Genomic DNA, 15,860 nt, shown 5'->3' on the forward strand with positions numbered 1-15,860 from the left:
CGACCGAAGGGGCCCGACACGAAGAACAGCCTGAAGCCGGTGGCGACAGCGCTCGGCGCCGTGCTGGGGCGGCCGGTGACCTTCATCGCGGACTGCATGGGGCCGGACGCCGCCGCGACGCTGGCCGCGCTGCCGGCTGGCGGGATCGCGGTGCTGGAGAACACCCGCTTCCATGCCGGCGAGGAGGCCAATGATCCGGCGTTTGTGGCGGCGCTGGCGAGGCTGGGCGATTTCTACGTCAACGATGCCTTTTCGGCCGCCCACCGCGCCCATGCCAGCACGGAAGGGCTGGCCCATCGCCTGCCGGCCTTTGCCGGGCGCACCATGGAGGCCGAGCTGAAGGCGCTGCAGGCGGCGCTGGGCGCGCCGAAGCGCCCGGTGGCGGCGGTTGTCGGCGGTGCCAAGGTGTCGAGCAAGATCGACGTGCTCACCCACCTCGTCGAGAAGGTCGATCACCTGATGATCGGTGGCGGGATGGCCAACACGTTTCTCGCGGCGCGCGGCATCAATGTCGGCAAGTCGCTGTGCGAGCATGACCTGACCGCGACGGCCAACGACATCATGGCGCGTGCCGATGCTGCCCGCTGCACCGTTCACCTGCCCTATGACGTGGTGGTGGCGAGGGCGTTCAAGGCCCATGCCGAGCACCGCATCGCCAATATCCACGACATCCAGCCCGACGAGATGGTGCTGGATATCGGCCCGGCGGCCGTGGAAGCGCTGGCCGATGCCCTGAAGACCTGCGCCACACTGCTGTGGAACGGGCCGATGGGTGCCTTCGAGATCCCGCCCTTCGATGCCGGCACCGTGGCGCTGGCGCGCACCGCCGCGGCGCTGACCAGGGCCGGCACGCTGGTCACCGTGGCCGGTGGCGGCGACACGGTGGCGGCGCTTGCCCATGCCGGCGTCACGCACGATTTCAGTTTCATCTCCACCGCTGGCGGCGCTTTCCTGGAATGGATGGAAGGCAAGGCGCTGCCCGGCGTTGTGGCTCTGCAACAGGCGTAAGGGGGAACGAACATGGCGATCACGCCCACGGTCAAGGCGATCCTGGCCAACTACGAGAGTGACAATCCCGGCACCAAGGCCAACCTTGCCCGCATCCTGATGCAGGGTCGACTGGGCGGCACCGGCAAGCTGGTGATCCTGCCCGTGGACCAGGGCTTCGAACATGGCCCGGCGCGCAGCTTTGCGCCGAACCCCGATGCCTATGACCCGCACTATCACTACCAGCTGGCCATCGATGCGGGCTTGAGCGCCTATGCCGCGCCGCTGGGCATGCTGGAGGCCGGCGCCGACACGTTTGCCGGCCAGATCCCGACCATCCTGAAGCTCAACAGCTCCAACAGCTGGGCCACCGGCATCAACCAGGCGGTGACCGGCGGCATCGACGATGCGCTGCGGCTTGGCTGCGCGGCCATTGGCTTCACCATCTATCCGGGCGCCGACGACGTGTTCGACATGATGGAGGAATTCCGCGAACTGGCCGCCGAAGCCAAGTCCGTGGGCCTTGCCACGGTGCTTTGGAGCTACCCGCGTGGCGGCAAGCTGTCGAAGGACGGCGAACTGGCGCTCGATGTCGGGGCCTATGCCGCGCACATGGCGGCGCTGCTGGGCGCGCACATCATCAAGGTGAAGCTTCCCACCGCCCACATCGAGCAGAAGGACGCGGTGAAGGCCTATGAGGGCGGTGACTGGTCGACGCAGGCCAAGCGCGTTTCCCACGTGGTGAAGTCCTGCCTGAACGGCCGCCGGCTGGTGGTGTTCTCGGGCGGCGCCACCAAGGGCACCGATGCGGTGTTCGAGGATGCGATCGCCATCCGCGACGGCGGCGGCAACGGCAGCATCATCGGCCGCAACACCTTCCAGCGCCCGCGCGCCGACGCCATGGCCATGCTCGACCGGATCATCGACATCTATCTCGGGAAGGCCTGAGCTTGGACGAGACCGACGATCTCGTGCCCTTGCCGGAGGACTTTGCCGACCGGTTCGAGCGGGAACGGCGGCCGCCCTGCCAGCTGTACGTGATCTCGCCGCCGCGCATCGCGTTGCCGGCCTTCACCGACAGCCTCAAGGCGGCGCTCGACGGTGGCCCGGTGGCGGCTTTTCAGCTGCGGCTGAAGGACGTGCCTGACGACGCAGTGCTGCGCGCCTGCGAAGCGCTGCTGCCCATCTGCCGGGATCGCGATGTCGCCTTCATCCTGAATGACCGCGCCGATCTCGCTGCGAAGGCCGGCGCCGACGGCGTGCACCTGGGGCAGGGCGACGGCAGCATTGCCGAGGCGCGCACGCTGCTGGGGGCCGGCGCCCAGATCGGCCGCACCTGCCACGACAGCCGCCACCTCGCCATGGAGGCCGGCGAACAGGGCGCCGATTACGTGGCGTTCGGGGCCTTCTACGACACCACCACCAAGCCCAGCCACTATCGCCCGCAGCCCGAGATCCTAAGCTGGTGGATCACGCTGTCCCAGCTGCCGTGCGTCGCCATTGGCGGCATCTTTCCGCACAATGCCGCGCCGCTGGTCGAGGCCGGGGCCGATTTCATCGCCGTGGTGCGGGCCGTCTGGGAGCATGAGGACGGGCCGGGGGCAGGCGTGAAGGCGTTCGGCGGCGTGCTGGGCTGGTAATCGCTGGCCGCTTCCGCTAAGCGCCGCCTCGCTCTTTCGCATTCCAGCTTCCCCGTCGCAGGCCGCGCACCCGCTGGCCGAAGGAATTCATCATGGTTGCCCATTCCTCGCTCATCACCGTCATGGAAAAGGCCGCGCGCAAGGCCGCGCCCAAGCTGCGCCGCGATTTCGGGGAGGTGGATGCGCTGCAGGTGTCCCGCAAGGGGCCGGCCGATTTCGTTTCCAACGCCGACAGGGCCGCCGAAGCCGCGGTGGTGGAGGTGCTGCGCCACGCCCGCCCCGACTGGGGCCTGCTGCTGGAAGAGGGTGGCGAGATCAAGGGCGAGGACGAGCGCTGCCGCTGGATCGTTGATCCGCTCGACGGCACGTCGAACTTCCTGCACGGCATTCCGCACTTCGCCATTTCCATCGCGGCCGAGATCGACGGCGAGGTGCAGTCCGGCCTCATCCATCAGCCGCTCACTGGCGAGAGCTTCTGGGCCGAGAAGGGCCGTGGCGCCTGGCTGTCGACGCAGCGCCTGCGGGTGTCCGGCCGGCGTGACCTCAACGATAGCCTGATCGCCACTGGCATTCCTTATCAGGGCCACGGAAACCGGGCCGATTTCAGCCGCATCCTCGACGCGGTGATGCCCGAGGTCGCCGGCGTGCGCCGCTTCGGCGCTGCCGCCCTTGATCTGGCCTGGCTCGCCGCCGGGCGGTTCGATGGCTACTGGGAGGCGGGCCTCAGCCACTGGGACGTTGCGGCCGGCATCCTGATCGTGCGCGAGGCCGGCGGTTTCGTCAGCGACTTCCGCGGTGGGCAGGAGATGGTCGCTCGCCGCGAGCTCGTTGCCGGCAACCAGGCCATCCAGTCGCGGCTGCACAAGCTGGTGGCCGGCGCCCTGCGCTGAACGGGCTGGCATTTGTGCCGGGTGCGATGGCCGCAAGCGGCAGATTCCCGCCGCCAGAGGTTGCCCCAGCCGGGCGGGACGGCTAACAGTGCTGCATCGCAACAGCGAGGTTTCTGGGGCCCATGTCGGCCATCGCTTCTGACTATCTGCCGGTGCTGCTGTTCTTCGTGGTCGGCATCGCCTTCGCGCTGATCTTCGTCGGCGCGCCGATGGCCGTGTCCAGCCTGATCGGCACCGCCAAGCCCGAAGCGGTGAAACTGTCGGAATATGAAAGCGGCTTCCCGGCCTTTTCGGATGCGCGCACCAAGTTCGACGTGCAATTCTACCTCGTCGCCATCCTGTTCATCGTCTTCGATCTGGAAGCCGCCTTCCTGTTTCCCTGGGCCGTCTCCCTGCACTGGGGCGGCGAGCCGGCGTGGTGGGCGATGATGGAGTTCCTGGGCGAACTGGTCATTGGCCTTGTCTATGCCTGGAAGGTGGGAGCCCTCGAATGGGAGTGATCGTGCCTGAAACCGGGTCCGGGGCCCCAAGCAGTTCAATTCTTCTGCCGGACGGCAACCGCGACCAGTTCCTCGCCGATGTCTCGAAGGACGTGGCGGACAAGGGCTTTCTCGTCACGTCGACCGAGGACCTGTTCCACTGGGCGCGCACCGGCAGCCTTTGGTGGATGACCTTTGGCCTCGCCTGCTGCGCGGTCGAGATGATGCACACCAACATGCCGCGTTATGATCTGGAACGCTTCGGCGTGGCACCGCGCGCCTCTCCGCGCCAGAGCGACGTGATGATCGTCGCCGGCACGCTGTGCAACAAGATGGCCCCGGCCTTGCGCCGCGTCTATGATCAGATGGCCGAGCCGCGCTACGTGATTTCCATGGGCAGCTGCGCCAATGGCGGCGGCTATTATCACTACAGCTATTCGGTGGTGCGCGGCTGCGATCGAATCGTGCCGGTCGACATCTATGTGCCGGGCTGCCCGCCCACGGCCGAGGCGCTGCTCTACGGCATCCTCGCGCTGCAGAAGAAGATCCGCCGCGTTGGCGTGTTCGAGCGCTGAGCCGTGAGTGTCGTGTCGCCTGAACTCGGGGTCAACAGCTGGCCGGTGATGGCCCGGCATGAAGGGTTGCCGGAACGGCTGCTGGCGCTCCTGGGCGATGCGGTGGTGGAAATTGCCGAACGCACTGACGAAACCGCCGTGGTGGTGCTGCGCGATCGGCTGGTGGAGGTGGTGGCGGCACTGCGCGACGCGCCAGACCTCAGGTTCAACCAGCTCATCGACATCTGCGCCGCCGACTATCCCGACCGGGCCGAGCGGTTCGAGGTGGTGGTGCATCTGCTGTCGATGGCGAAGAACCTGCGCCTGCGCGTCAAGGTGGCGACCGACGGCCAGGCGCCGGTGCCGTCGCTGACCGCCCTCTATCCCAACGCCGGCTGGTATGAGCGCGAGACCTGGGATTGCTATGGCGTGATGTTCGCCGGCAACCCGGACATGCGCCGCATCCTCACGGACTATGGCTTTGAAGGCCACCCGTTCCGCAAGGACTTCCCGCTGACCGGCCATGTCGAGCTGCGCTGGTCGGAAGAGGCCAAGCGCGTCGCGTATGAGCCGGTACGGTTGGCACAGGATTTCCGCAGCTTCGATTTCCTGTCCCCGTGGGAAGGCACCGATTATGTGCTGCCCGGGGACGAAAAGGCAGGCCAGCCATGACCAGCTTGGGCAATGCCGGTGTCGCCTGGACGGCGGCTGACAGCACCGACGTGCTGCCCGCCAAGGACGGCAACGAGATCCAGAACTACATGATCAACTTCGGGCCGCAGCACCCGGCGGCCCACGGCGTGCTGCGCCTGGTGATGGAACTGGACGGCGAGATCATCGAGCGCTGCGACCCGCATATCGGCTTGCTGCACCGCGGCACCGAGAAATTGATCGAGTACAAGACCTATCTGCAGGCGCTGCCCTACATGGACCGCCTCGATTATGTCTCGCCGATGTGCATGGAGCACAGCTATGTGCTCGCCATCGAGAAATTGGCCGGCATCGAGGTGCCGCTGCGCGCCAAGTATATCCGCACCATGTTTGCGGAAATCACCCGCATCCTCAACCACATCCTCAACACCACCACGCACGCCATGGACGTGGGCGCGATGACGCCGATCCTGTGGCTGTTCGAGGAGCGCGAGAAGCTGCTCGGCTTCTATGAGCGGGTTTCGGGCGCGCGCTTCCATGCCGCCTGGTTCCGCCCCGGCGGCGTCCACCAGGATATGCCGGACGGCCTGCTGCAGGACATCTCGGACTGGTGCGACGGCTTCCTGCGCGTGCTCGACGAGATGCAGGCGCTGGTGGCCGACAACCGCATCTTCAAGCAGCGCAATGTCGACATCGGCGTCATCAGCAAGGAAGACGCCATTCGCTGGGGCTTCACCGGGCCCTGCATCCGCGCTTCGGGCGTCGCGTGGGACCTGCGCAAGGCCCAGCCCTATGATGCCTATCACCTGATGGACTTCGATGTGCCAGTGTCCACCGATGGCGACTGCTATGCCCGCTTCATGGTGCGCATGCAGGAAATGCGCGAGAGCCTGAAGATCATCCGGCAATGCGTGAAGGACATGCCGGACGGCCGCCACATCACCGACAACCGCAAGGTGGCGCCGCCGTCACGGGGCGAAATGAAGCGCTCGATGGAAGCGCTCATCCACCATTTCAAGCTCTATACCGAAGGCCTGCACGTGCCGGCTGGCGAGGCCTATGTGGCGACCGAAAGCCCCAAGGGCGAGTTCGGCATCTACCTGGTCGCCGATGGCACCAACAAGCCCTGGCGCTGCCACATCCGCGCCACCGGCATGGCGCACCTGCAGGCCATGGATTTCCTCTGCAAGGGCCATATGCTGGCCGATGCGCCGGCGATCCTGGGCAGCCTCGACATCGTATTTGGCGAGGTGGACCGGTGACCAATCTCGAGATCGCGAAGGCGATGATCGCGCACTACAACGCGCAGGACGCCGAGTCTTACGTGGCGCTGATGACCGAGGATGCCGCCGAGGCCGGCTATCGCGGCGCGGTGCTGCGGGACGGCCGGGAGGGCGTGCGTTCGGGCCTGCAGGCGATGTTCGCCCGCTGGCCGCAGAACCGGGCGGAGATCGTCGACGCCCAGGCCATTGGCAACCATGTGGTGATGCGCGAACGCGTGACGCGCGGCCCGGCGACCGACGGCTCGCCGCTGGTCGAACCGTTCGACGTGATTGCCGTCTATTCGTTCGAGGGCGACAAGTGCAGCCGCGTGGAGTTCATCCGGTGATGCGTGCAGGGCTGTTCCTAATCGCTGCCGCGCTGGCGGCTCCGGCGTTTGCCCAGTCTGTGCCGCCGATGGTGGCCTTCATCCGTGCGGCGGACAATGGTGATGCCGCCGCGATGATGGCCGCACTGGGCAAGGACAAGCTGCCACGCGAGATCGAGGGCTGCTATCTGCGCCGGGTCTATGGCAACCCCGAAGGCGGCGTGCTTGCGGCCTGGATGTGCGCCGAAGGCGAAAAGGCGTCGCGGGTGGTGCTGGCCGAAGTGGGGCAGGCAGACGGCAAGGCGCAGATGCGCATCGTTCGGGAAACGCGCAACAAGGTCCCGGCGCCGCCACGCAGCGGGCCCGCACTTGCCCCCGATCCCGCCCCTGAGGCACAGAAATGACGGATTTCCGCGACTTCACCTGGACCGCCGAGAACGCGACCGAAGCGGAGCGCATCATCGGCCTCTATCCGCCCGGCCGGCAGGCGAGCGCGATCATGCCGCTGTTGTGGCTGGCACAATATCAGGTGCGCGACATGACCGGTATCGCCTGGCTGCCGGTGCCGGTGATCGAGTTTGTGGCCAGCCAGATCGGCATGCCCTATATCCGCGCCTACGAGGTCGCCAGCTTCTACACCATGTACAATCTGAAGCCGATCGGGCGCTTCCATGTGCAGGTGTGCGGCACCACGCCGTGCATGCTGCGCGGCAGTGATGACATCATCAAGGCCTGCAAGGACAAGGGGATGGCCAAGGGCGCCACGACGGCGGACGGTCTGTTCACCCTGACCGAGGTCGAATGCCTGGGCGCCTGCGCCAATGCGCCGATGGTGCAGATCAACGACCACAACTACGAAGATCTGACCTACGACAGCATGACCGCCATCCTCGAGATGCTGGCGCGCGGCGAGGCTCCACAAGTGGGCAGCCAGATCGGGCGCACGGCCTCCTGTCCCGAAGGCGGCCCGACGACCTTGCAGGAGATGGTGTGATGCTGGCCGACAAGGATCGCATCTTCACCAATCTCTATGGCTTCCAGCCGTGGACCCTCGAGGCTGCTCGCAAGCGGGGCGACTGGGCCGACACCAGGGCGCTTCTCGAACCCGGCCCGGATGCCATCATCGATGCCATCAAGGCCAGCGGATTGAGGGGGCGCGGCGGCGCGGGCTTCCCGACCGGTATGAAGTGGAGCTTCATGCCCAAGACGCCGAACCCGGACCGGCCGTCCTATCTCGTCGTCAACGCCGATGAATCCGAGCCCGGCAGCTGCAAGGACCGCGAGATCATCCGCCACGATCCGCACAAGCTGATTGAAGGCGCGCTGATTGCCGGCTTTGCCATGCGGGCGCGCGCCGCCTTCATCTATATCCGCGGCGAGTATATCGCCGAGGCCAAGGTGCTGATGACGGCGGTGCAGGAAGCCTATGTCGCCGGCCTGATCGGCAGGAACGCCTGCGGTTCTGGCTATGACTTCGACGTGATCGTGCATCGTGGTGGCGGCGCCTATATCTGCGGCGAAGAAACCGCGATGATCGAGAGCCTGGAGGGCAAGAAGGGCCAGCCGCGCCTGAAGCCGCCGTTCCCGGCCGGCGCCGGCCTCTATGGCAACCCGACGACGGTCAACAATGTCGAGAGCATTGCGGTGGTGCCGACCATCCTGCGGCGCTCGCCGGAGTGGTTTGCTGCCATCGGCCGGCCCAAGAATGAAGGCACCAAGCTCTTCCAGATCAGTGGCCATGTGAACCGCCCGTGCGTGGTGGAAGAGGCGATGGGCCTGCCGTTCCGCGAGCTGATCGACGCGCATTGCGGCGGCATTCGCGGCGGGTGGGACAATCTGCTGGCCGTCATCCCCGGCGGCTCCTCGGTGCCGCTGGTGCCGGCGCACCAGATCCTCGACGCGCCGATGGACTTCGACGGCCTGCGTGACCTGAAGTCCGGCCTCGGCACGGCGGCAGTGATCGTGATGGACAAGTCCACCGATATCGTGCGCGCCATTGCCCGGCTGTCCTACTTCTACAAGCATGAAAGCTGCGGCCAGTGCACGCCCTGCCGGGAAGGCACGGGGTGGATGTGGCGGGTGATGGAGCGGCTCGTCACCGGCGATGCCGAGCCGCACGAGATCGACCTGTTGCTGGAAGTGACGACGCAGGTGGAAGGCCACACCATCTGTGCGCTGGGCGACGCCGCCGCCTGGCCGATCCAGGGCCTGATCCGCCACTTCCGCCCCGAGATCGAAGCACGGATCGCAAAGCGGAAGGGCTTTGTGCAGGTGCCGAATATGGGGATCGCGGCGGAGTAAACCGGCAGCAGGACCAAAGAGGGGTTTTCACCCTTTCCACTGGCCTTTGAGCGCACTTTCTCCTAATCGGGATGGGCAGCTGAAGCCCGCCTGAGAGAGCCAAGAAAAGCGCAATGGAATCAACAACTCAACCGCCTGCCGGGACACCCGACATCCAGCCGATCTCCATCGTCACGGAGATGCGGACGAGTTTTCTTGATTATGCCATGTCGGTGATCGTTTCGCGCGCCCTGCCGGATGTGCGGGACGGGCTGAAACCGGTGCACCGCCGCATCCTGTGGGGCAGCCACGAGAACGGCTTCACCCACAACAAGCCTTATCGCAAATCCGCCCGTATCGTCGGCGACGTGATGGGCAAATATCACCCGCATGGCGACAGCGCGATCTATGACGCGCTGGCGCGCATGACGCAGGACTGGTCGATGCGGCTGCCGCTCATCGACGGCCAGGGCAATTTCGGTTCAATGGACCCGGATGCCCCGGCCGCCATGCGCTATACCGAGGCCCGGCTGGCCAAGTCCGCCGACGCGCTGCTTGCCGACATCGACAAGGACACGGTCGATTTCGTCCCCAACTATGACGGCTCGGAAAACGAACCGTCTGTGCTGCCGGCGCGTTTTCCCAACCTGCTGGTCAATGGCGCCGGCGGCATTGCCGTGGGCATGGCGACCAACATCCCGCCGCACAATCTGGGCGAGGTGGTCGACGCGGTGCGCGCCTTCCTCGACAACCCGCTGATCGACACCGAAGGTCTGATGGCGCACGTGCCGGCCCCGGATTTCCCGACGGGTGGCCTGATCCTGGGCACCACGCAGCTGAAGGCCGCTTACGAGACCGGCCGCGGTTCCATCCGCATCCGCTCGCGCCATGTTGTCGAGGAAGGGCGCGGCGACAAGCGGGCGGTGGTGCTGACCGAAATCCCGTTCCAGCAGGGCAAGAATGCGCTCGTCGAGAAGATCGCCGAAGCCGTCAAGGACAAGCGCATCGAGGGCGTGTCCGACCTGCGCGACGAATCGAACCGCGAAGGCGTGCGCATCGTCCTCGATCTGAAGCGCGATGCAACGCCCGAGGTGGTTCTGAACCAACTGTGGCGCCACACCCCGGCGCAGCAGAGCTTCGCCATCAACATGCTGGCCATCAGGGGCGGCCGGCCGGAGCTGATGGGCCTGAAGGACATTCTCCAGGCCTTCGTCGAGTTCCGCGAGCAGGTAATCACCCGCCGCTCCAAGCACGAGTTGATGAAGGCGCGCGAGCGGGCGCACCTGTTGATCGGCCTCGTCATCGCGGTCAGCAATCTCGACGAGGTGGTGCGCATCATCCGCGCCAGCGCCAGCCCTGCCGAAGCGCGCGAGACGCTGATGGCGCGGGATTGGGAGGCGGCCGAAATCCGCCCCTATCTGGCGTTGGTCGAAGCCGGTACGGTGGATGTGGACAGCCCGACCATCCGCCTGTCGGAAGCCCAGGTCCGTGCCATCCTTGACTTGAGGCTGCAGAAGCTCACCGCGCTCGGCCGCGACGAGATCGGCAGCGAGCTCAGGGAACTGGCCGACAGCATCGCCGATCTGCTCGACATCCTCACGTCGCGCGTGCGGCTGCGCACCGTGCTGCGCGCCGAACTGGACGCGGTGTCGGATGAATTCCAGTCGAAGCGGCGCACCGAGATCCTGACCGTCCATGACGACATCGAGGACGAGGACCTGATCGAGCGCGAGGACATGGTGGTGACCGTGACCCGCGATGGCTGGATCAAGCGGGTGGCACTGGCCGAATATCGCGCCCAGAACCGCGGCGGCAAGGGCCGCAACGCCATGGGCACCAAGGACGAGGATGCGGTGACGACGCTGTTCGTCACCTCCACCCACAATCCGGTGCTGTTCTTCTCCACCGCCGGCAAGGTCTATCGCCTGAAGGTCTGGCGCCTGCCGCAGGGCTCTCCGCAGGCCAAGGGCAAGCCGATCAACAACCTGCTGCCGCTGGCCGAGGGCGAGACGATCATCACGACCCTGGCCCTGCCGGAGGACGAGGCCGAATGGGGCCGGCTGAACGTGATGTTCGCCACGGCACATGGCAGCGTGCGCCGCAACGCCATGGATGCCTTCACCAACGTGCCGACAGCCGGCAAGCTGGCCATCCGCTTCGAGGACGGAGACGATGACCGGCTGATCGGCGTGGCGCTGTGCGACGCCGCCGATGATGTGTTCCTGGCGGCCAGGAGCGGTAAGGCGATCCGCTTCCCGGTCGATGATGTGCGCGAGTTCGTGTCGCGGACCTCCACCGGCGTGCGCGGCATGTTGCTGGGCAAGGGCGATGAAGTGGTGTCCATGGCCATATTGAAGGGCTTCGAGGCCACCACCGAACAGCGCGAGGATTATCTGAAGGCGGCGCCGTGGAAGGCCGACCCTGGAGAGGCCGTGCTCTCTGCCACCCGCATGGCCGAATTTGCAGCGGCCGAGGAGTTCATCCTCACCATCACCGCGAACGGCTATGGCAAGCGGTCATCGGCGTTTGAATATCGCCAGTCGGGCCGCGGCGGGCAGGGCATCCGCAACATCGCCGAAAGCGACCGCAACGGTGACGTCGTGGCCAGCTTCACCGCCCATGACGACGACGACATCATGCTGGTGACCGATCAGGCCAAGCTGATCCGCATCCGCGCCGCCGACATCCGCATCATGGGCCGCGCCACCAACGGCGTGACGCTGTTCAAGGTGGCGGATGATGAGCATGTCGTCTCAGCCGCGCTGATCCCGGCCGATGGCGAGGATGAAGCGGAAACCCCTGCCGACGCCTAACCGTGCGCCTGCCGGGCGAGGAGCCCGCGCGCCACGCCCAGCGCGATCAGCCATTGCCCGGCAAAATAGAGGATCCACACCAGCGCGCTGTCGGCCGCGCCGCCGATCAGCGCACCGCCGCCCATGCGATAGACCAGCAGCGTGTCGGACAGCACGAAGCCAAGCGCGCCGGCCAGCGCCAGCTTTGGAAAGCGGCTGAGCCAAAGGCTGGCGGCCATGCCGGTTAAGAGCACGGCATAGACCATGGCGAGGCCATAGGGCACCGCCACGGGCGAGATGAGCGGCGGCATGACAAGGCCATAGCCCACCATGGCGGCAGCCAGCAGCCGGTCCATCGCCGAAGTGCCGCGCCGATGCCGGGCGTAGAAGAGCATTGCCGCGACATGGCCCAGCGCGAAACAGGCGGCGCCGGCGATGAACAGGCCCTTCACCTCCAGCAGCATGTCGCCCGCGGCGCCCAGGGCCATGATGGTCGCAAGCCAGCGTGCGCCGCTGGCCGGCAGCTGCAGCGCCGCCAACGCGATCAGCGCCACGCCGCTACCCTTCACGGCCACCGCCACCGGGCCGGCGAGGACGGGTTCCAGCAGTAGCCATGCCAGCCCGGCCATCAGCGCGGCCGCCATCGGCAGGCGAAAGCGCAGGGGCAGGCCGGCCAGCGGCAGCGAAGCGACAAGTGAGGGCATTGGCCCGACCACTGTTCACGTCCCGTTCGCCAAGGGCAAGCGCGGCAGCACAAACTCACCTATTATTCATGTTGGTGCTGGCATTGGCAGCGGCAGAACGGTGGCGCAGCCGCGCGGCCGGTAGTTGACGGAGCACAGGTGACGGCTTAGCCCATCGTGGCAAGAACGATCACATGCCTGAGGGAGAATGACATGAGGTTTGCAGCTGCAGCAGTGGCGCTGGCGCTGATGACCGGTACCACCTTGGGGACCGCTGGTCCCGCCCTGGCCCAGAAGCAGGAAAAGCCCAAGCCGCCCAAGCTGTCGAAGCCGGTGCTGGCCGTGGTCGTGGAAGTCCAGAAGCTGCAGACCGCTGGTGATCATGCCGGCGCGCTGGCCAGGCTGGATGCCGCCAAGGACGTGCCGCGCGCGGAAGCCGACGACGCGCTGATTCTCGCCAAGCTGAAGCTGTTCTCGGCCCAGACCGTGAAGGACAATGCCAAGCTGGAAGAGGGGCTGACCGAAGCGGTCGAGGCGCCCAGCATCAGCATCGAGGAAAAGACCACCTTCTCCAAGTTCGTCGCCGGCCTGGCGGCCAACCGCAAGGATTATCAGAAGGCGATCAAGTGGTTTGATTTCTACCTGTCGCAGAAGCCCGATGATGTCGACATCACCGTGCAGGCGGCCAGCACCTATGCTGCCATGGGCGCCCGCCCGCAGGTGGTGGCGCTGCTGACCAAGGCGATCGATACCCGCGAGGCCGCCGGCCAGAAGGGGGACTCGAGCTGGTATGCCTTCCGCGCCCAGGCGGTGATGGACGGCAAGCTGGACGACAAGCTGATGCCCTCGCTGCTGTCGTGGGTGAAGGCCTATCCGACGCCCGACAATTTCAACAAGGCGATCGAGATCGTGAAGCAGCGCGGCGGCAACATGGACAACAACCTGTTGATCGACTGGGGTCGCCTGATGTGGTCGGCCGGCGCCATGGCGACGTCGAACAACTATCTGGAATATGCCGATGCGGCCATCGATCGCGGGATGCCCAACGAAGCCGACACGGTGCTGAAGGAGGCCATCGCCAAGAAGCTGGTGGACCCGGCCAAGCCCAACATCAAGGAGTTCGTGACCATCGTCACCACGAAGAACGCCGAGAGCAAGGCCGGCCTGGCCGCGCTCGAGAAGGACGCCGGCACCAGCCCGCGCCTGGCGCTGGTGGTGGCCGACACGCTGGCCAACCTGGGCCAGAACGACAAGGCGGTGGGCTATTACAAGAAGCTGCAGGGCAATGCCGCGGTTGATCAGGACACGGTGAACCTGCGCCTTGGCGCCACCCTCCTGAAGATGGGTGACAAGGCCGGCGCCAAGGCGGCGTTCGATGCCGTGAAGCCTGGCCCGCGCGCCGCCATCGCGCAATTCTATGGTGTGATCGTCGGCGCCTGAGCCGGAACGGCGCTGCAACAGTCCGGGTGCGCCGCGTGGGGGACAGTCCCCCGCGCGGCGCACTCTTTTCAGAAGCCCGCATCGCTCCTATGGAAGCCCACCCCCGCCACTGCCAAGGAGTCGCCCGCCGATGTCGTCCCGCATAAAGGAACCGAGGCTGGGGCTGACCTTTGACGACGTCCTGCTGGTGCCGGCCGCCTCGGCGGTCATGCCCAGCATGGCCGATACCAGCACCCGCATCACCCGGGGCATTCGCCTCGCCATTCCGGTGCTGTCGGCGGCGATGGACACGGTGACGGAAGCCGACATGGCAATCACCATGGCGCAGCTGGGCGGTATCGGTGTGCTGCACCGCAACCTCTCGATCGCCGAACAGTCGCTTGCCGTTCGCCAGGTCAAGCGCTTCGAAAGCGGCATGGTGGTCAACCCGGTGACCCTGACGCCCGACCAGACGCTGGGTGATGCGCGCGCGCTGATGGCGCAGCACGGCATTTCCGGCTTTCCCGTGGTGGAGCGGGTCGGTGCCGATGGCGCTCCGGGCAGGCTGGTGGGCATCGTCACCAACCGCGATCTGCGCTTCGCCGAAAATGATGCCCAGCCAATCGCCGAGCTGATGACGCGCGAGAATCTGGTGACGGTGCGTCCCGGCGTCACCGAGGCCGAGGCGCGGCGCCTGCTGCACAATCGCCGCATCGAGAAGCTGATCGTGGTCGATGACGACAACCACTGCATCGGCCTCATCACCATGAAGGACATCGTGCGCGCGGTGAACCATCCCGATGCCACCAAGGATGCCGCCGGGCGCCTGCGCGTCGCGGCGGCCACCACCGTGGGCGATGCCGGCTTCGAGCGCACCGAGGCATTGCTGGATGCCGAGGTCGATCTGATCGTGGTGGACACCGCCCACGGCCACAGCGACCGCGTTGCCGAGGCTGTTGCCCGCATCAAGAAGCACAGCAATGCAGCGCAAGTGATTGCCGGCAATGTCGCCACCGCCGATGCGGCGCTGGCGCTGATCGATGCCGGCGCCGATGGCATCAAGGTGGGCATCGGGCCCGGCTCCATCTGCACCACCCGCGTGGTCGCCGGCGTGGGTGTGCCGCAGCTGACCGCAGTGATCGACACCGCCGAAGCCGCCTGGCGGCACGATATCCCGGTGATCGCCGATGGCGGCCTGCGCACCAGTGGCGATGTCGCCAAGGCGCTGGCCGCCGGGGCGAGCGCGGTGATGGTGGGCAGCCTGCTCGCCGGTACCGAGGAGGCGCCGGGCGAGACCTTCCTGTGGCAGGGCCGCACCTACAAGAGCTATCGCGGCATGGGCAGCGTGGGCGCCATGGCGCGCGGCTCGGCCGATCGCTATTTCCAACAGGACATCAAGGACCAGCTGAAGCTGGTGCCGGAAGGCATCGAGGGGCAGGTGCCCTACAAGGGGCCGGCCGCGAACGTGCTGCACCAGCTGGTGGGCGGGGTGAAGGCGGCGATGGGCTATACCGGCGCAGCCACGCTGGCGCAGTTCCGCGAACGCGCCGAGTTCATCCGCATCACCAATGCCGGCCTCAAGGAAAGCCATGTCCACGACGTGACCATCACCCGCGAGGCGCCCAACTACCCGACCGGCGGGTGAGATGACGCCTGCCGCCCGCGTGGCTGCGGCCATCGAGATACTGGATGCGGTGATCATCGCGGCGCGCGATGCCGGACCGGCGGCCGATACCGTGTTCCAGCGCTATTTCGCCAGCCGGCGCTACGCGGGCTCCAAGGACCGGCGGGCCGTGCGCGACCTGGTCTATGATGTCATCCGCAGCGCCGGCGAGCGCCCGGCCTCGGGCCGCGCCGCCCTGATCGGCCATGCCCGCGCCCAGGCCCCCGATCTCCT

Annotated in this window: 16 protein-coding genes and 1 pseudogene; 16 read left to right on the top strand and 1 reads right to left on the bottom strand. The window is 66.6% G+C overall.

Features of this window, described 5'->3' with window-relative positions; all coding sequences use genetic code 11:
* The 13 genes from GJV64_RS03930 to gyrA all read left to right on the top strand — a co-directional run.
* A partial coding sequence (locus GJV64_RS03930; RefSeq protein WP_164155979.1) for a phosphoglycerate kinase occupies positions 1–1,008 on the top strand: 1,008 nt, incomplete at its 5' end.
* Between the two features lie 12 nt (positions 1,009–1,020).
* On the top strand, positions 1,021–1,935 hold the full coding sequence (locus tag GJV64_RS03935; protein ID WP_164155980.1) for a class I fructose-bisphosphate aldolase: 915 nt from the start codon (positions 1,021–1,023) through the stop codon (positions 1,933–1,935).
* Between the two features lie 2 nt (positions 1,936–1,937).
* Entirely contained in the window at positions 1,938–2,627 is a 690-nt protein-coding gene (gene thiE, locus GJV64_RS03940) for a thiamine phosphate synthase (RefSeq protein ID WP_164155981.1), read from the top strand.
* A 92-nt stretch (positions 2,628–2,719) separates the two neighbouring features.
* Positions 2,720–3,517: an inositol monophosphatase family protein gene (locus GJV64_RS03945; RefSeq protein WP_164155982.1), complete on the top strand. Its 798-nt coding sequence runs from the start codon at positions 2,720–2,722 to the stop codon at positions 3,515–3,517.
* A 122-nt stretch (positions 3,518–3,639) separates the two neighbouring features.
* Positions 3,640–4,017, top strand: coding sequence for an NADH-quinone oxidoreductase subunit A (gene ndhC / locus GJV64_RS03950; protein ID WP_164155983.1), 378 nt, complete (start codon positions 3,640–3,642; stop codon positions 4,015–4,017).
* Positions 4,008–4,571: a NuoB/complex I 20 kDa subunit family protein gene (locus GJV64_RS03955; RefSeq protein WP_408014965.1), complete on the top strand. Its 564-nt coding sequence runs from the start codon at positions 4,008–4,010 to the stop codon at positions 4,569–4,571. The genes ndhC and GJV64_RS03955 overlap by 10 nt, the downstream gene beginning before the upstream one ends.
* 12 nt (positions 4,572–4,583) lie before the next feature.
* Positions 4,584–5,222, top strand: coding sequence for an NADH-quinone oxidoreductase subunit C (locus GJV64_RS03960; protein WP_328799162.1), 639 nt, complete (start codon positions 4,584–4,586; stop codon positions 5,220–5,222).
* Positions 5,219–6,463, top strand: a complete 1,245-nt coding sequence (locus GJV64_RS03965) for an NADH-quinone oxidoreductase subunit D (protein ID WP_205599519.1) — start codon at positions 5,219–5,221, stop codon at positions 6,461–6,463. Before GJV64_RS03960 ends, GJV64_RS03965 begins: the two co-directional genes overlap by 4 nt.
* Positions 6,460–6,810 carry a nuclear transport factor 2 family protein gene (locus GJV64_RS03970; RefSeq protein ID WP_164155984.1) on the top strand — a complete coding sequence of 117 codons (351 nt, stop codon included), beginning with the start codon at positions 6,460–6,462 and terminating at the stop codon, positions 6,808–6,810. The genes GJV64_RS03965 and GJV64_RS03970 overlap by 4 nt, the downstream gene beginning before the upstream one ends.
* The gene (locus GJV64_RS03975) at positions 6,807–7,193 is read left to right on the top strand and encodes a hypothetical protein (protein WP_164155985.1); all 387 of its coding nucleotides are present in this window, start codon (positions 6,807–6,809) and stop codon (positions 7,191–7,193) included. The genes GJV64_RS03970 and GJV64_RS03975 overlap by 4 nt, the downstream gene beginning before the upstream one ends.
* The gene (gene nuoE, locus GJV64_RS03980; protein WP_164155986.1) at positions 7,190–7,783 is read left to right on the top strand and encodes an NADH-quinone oxidoreductase subunit NuoE; all 594 of its coding nucleotides are present in this window, start codon (positions 7,190–7,192) and stop codon (positions 7,781–7,783) included. Before GJV64_RS03975 ends, nuoE begins: the two co-directional genes overlap by 4 nt.
* Positions 7,783–9,090: an NADH-quinone oxidoreductase subunit NuoF gene (nuoF, locus tag GJV64_RS03985; protein ID WP_164155987.1), complete on the top strand. Its 1,308-nt coding sequence runs from the start codon at positions 7,783–7,785 to the stop codon at positions 9,088–9,090. Before nuoE ends, nuoF begins: the two co-directional genes overlap by 1 nt.
* A gap of 113 nt (positions 9,091–9,203) precedes the next feature.
* Positions 9,204–11,882 carry a DNA gyrase subunit A gene (gene gyrA, locus GJV64_RS03990; protein ID WP_164155988.1) on the top strand — a complete coding sequence of 893 codons (2,679 nt, stop codon included), beginning with the start codon at positions 9,204–9,206 and terminating at the stop codon, positions 11,880–11,882.
* Here gyrA and GJV64_RS03995 read toward each other — a convergent pair.
* Positions 11,879–12,565, bottom strand: a complete 687-nt coding sequence (locus tag GJV64_RS03995) for a lysoplasmalogenase family protein (protein ID WP_164155989.1) — start codon at positions 12,563–12,565, stop codon at positions 11,879–11,881. The two genes, gyrA and GJV64_RS03995, sit on opposite strands and share 4 nt — an antisense overlap.
* 192 nt (positions 12,566–12,757) lie before the next feature.
* Between GJV64_RS03995 and GJV64_RS04000 the strand changes: the two genes are divergently transcribed.
* The 3 genes and pseudogenes from GJV64_RS04000 to GJV64_RS04010 all read left to right on the top strand — a co-directional run.
* A complete protein-coding gene (locus GJV64_RS04000; protein WP_164155990.1) occupies positions 12,758–13,984 on the top strand; it encodes a tetratricopeptide repeat protein in 1,227 nt (408 codons plus the stop codon).
* Positions 13,985–14,114: 130 nt separating this feature from the next.
* Positions 14,115–15,608 carry an IMP dehydrogenase gene (guaB, locus tag GJV64_RS04005; RefSeq protein ID WP_164155991.1) on the top strand — a complete coding sequence of 498 codons (1,494 nt, stop codon included), beginning with the start codon at positions 14,115–14,117 and terminating at the stop codon, positions 15,606–15,608.
* A 1-nt stretch (position 15,609) separates the two neighbouring features.
* Positions 15,610–15,860 (top strand): annotated as a pseudogene (locus GJV64_RS04010) (RsmB/NOP family class I SAM-dependent RNA methyltransferase); the annotation flags it as partial.

Origin of the sequence: Sandarakinorhabdus rubra, from assembly GCF_010994245.1 — a bacterium.
In the GTDB taxonomy this organism is placed as follows: domain Bacteria; phylum Pseudomonadota; class Alphaproteobacteria; order Sphingomonadales; family Sphingomonadaceae; genus Sandarakinorhabdus; species Sandarakinorhabdus rubra.

Excerpts from the sequence above, each read along its gene's own strand:
- GJV64_RS03945 (WP_164155982.1), top strand. The coding sequence starts at position 2,720 with ATGGTTGCCCATTCCTCGCTCATCACCGTCATGGAAAAGGCCGCGCGC.
- nuoE (WP_164155986.1), top strand. The coding sequence starts at position 7,190 with ATGACGGATTTCCGCGACTTCACCTGGACCGCCGAGAACGCGACCGAA.
- GJV64_RS03995 (WP_164155989.1), bottom strand. The coding sequence starts at position 12,565 with ATGCCCTCACTTGTCGCTTCGCTGCCGCTGGCCGGCCTGCCCCTGCGC.
- guaB (WP_164155991.1), top strand. The coding sequence starts at position 14,115 with ATGTCGTCCCGCATAAAGGAACCGAGGCTGGGGCTGACCTTTGACGAC.
- GJV64_RS03965 (WP_205599519.1), top strand. The coding sequence starts at position 5,219 with ATGACCAGCTTGGGCAATGCCGGTGTCGCCTGGACGGCGGCTGACAGC.
- GJV64_RS03955 (WP_408014965.1), top strand. The coding sequence starts at position 4,008 with ATGGGAGTGATCGTGCCTGAAACCGGGTCCGGGGCCCCAAGCAGTTCA.
- gyrA (WP_164155988.1), top strand. The coding sequence starts at position 9,204 with ATGGAATCAACAACTCAACCGCCTGCCGGGACACCCGACATCCAGCCG.
- GJV64_RS04000 (WP_164155990.1), top strand. The coding sequence starts at position 12,758 with ATGAGGTTTGCAGCTGCAGCAGTGGCGCTGGCGCTGATGACCGGTACC.
- ndhC (WP_164155983.1), top strand. The coding sequence starts at position 3,640 with ATGTCGGCCATCGCTTCTGACTATCTGCCGGTGCTGCTGTTCTTCGTG.
- nuoF (WP_164155987.1), top strand. The coding sequence starts at position 7,783 with ATGCTGGCCGACAAGGATCGCATCTTCACCAATCTCTATGGCTTCCAG.
- GJV64_RS03935 (WP_164155980.1), top strand. The coding sequence starts at position 1,021 with ATGGCGATCACGCCCACGGTCAAGGCGATCCTGGCCAACTACGAGAGT.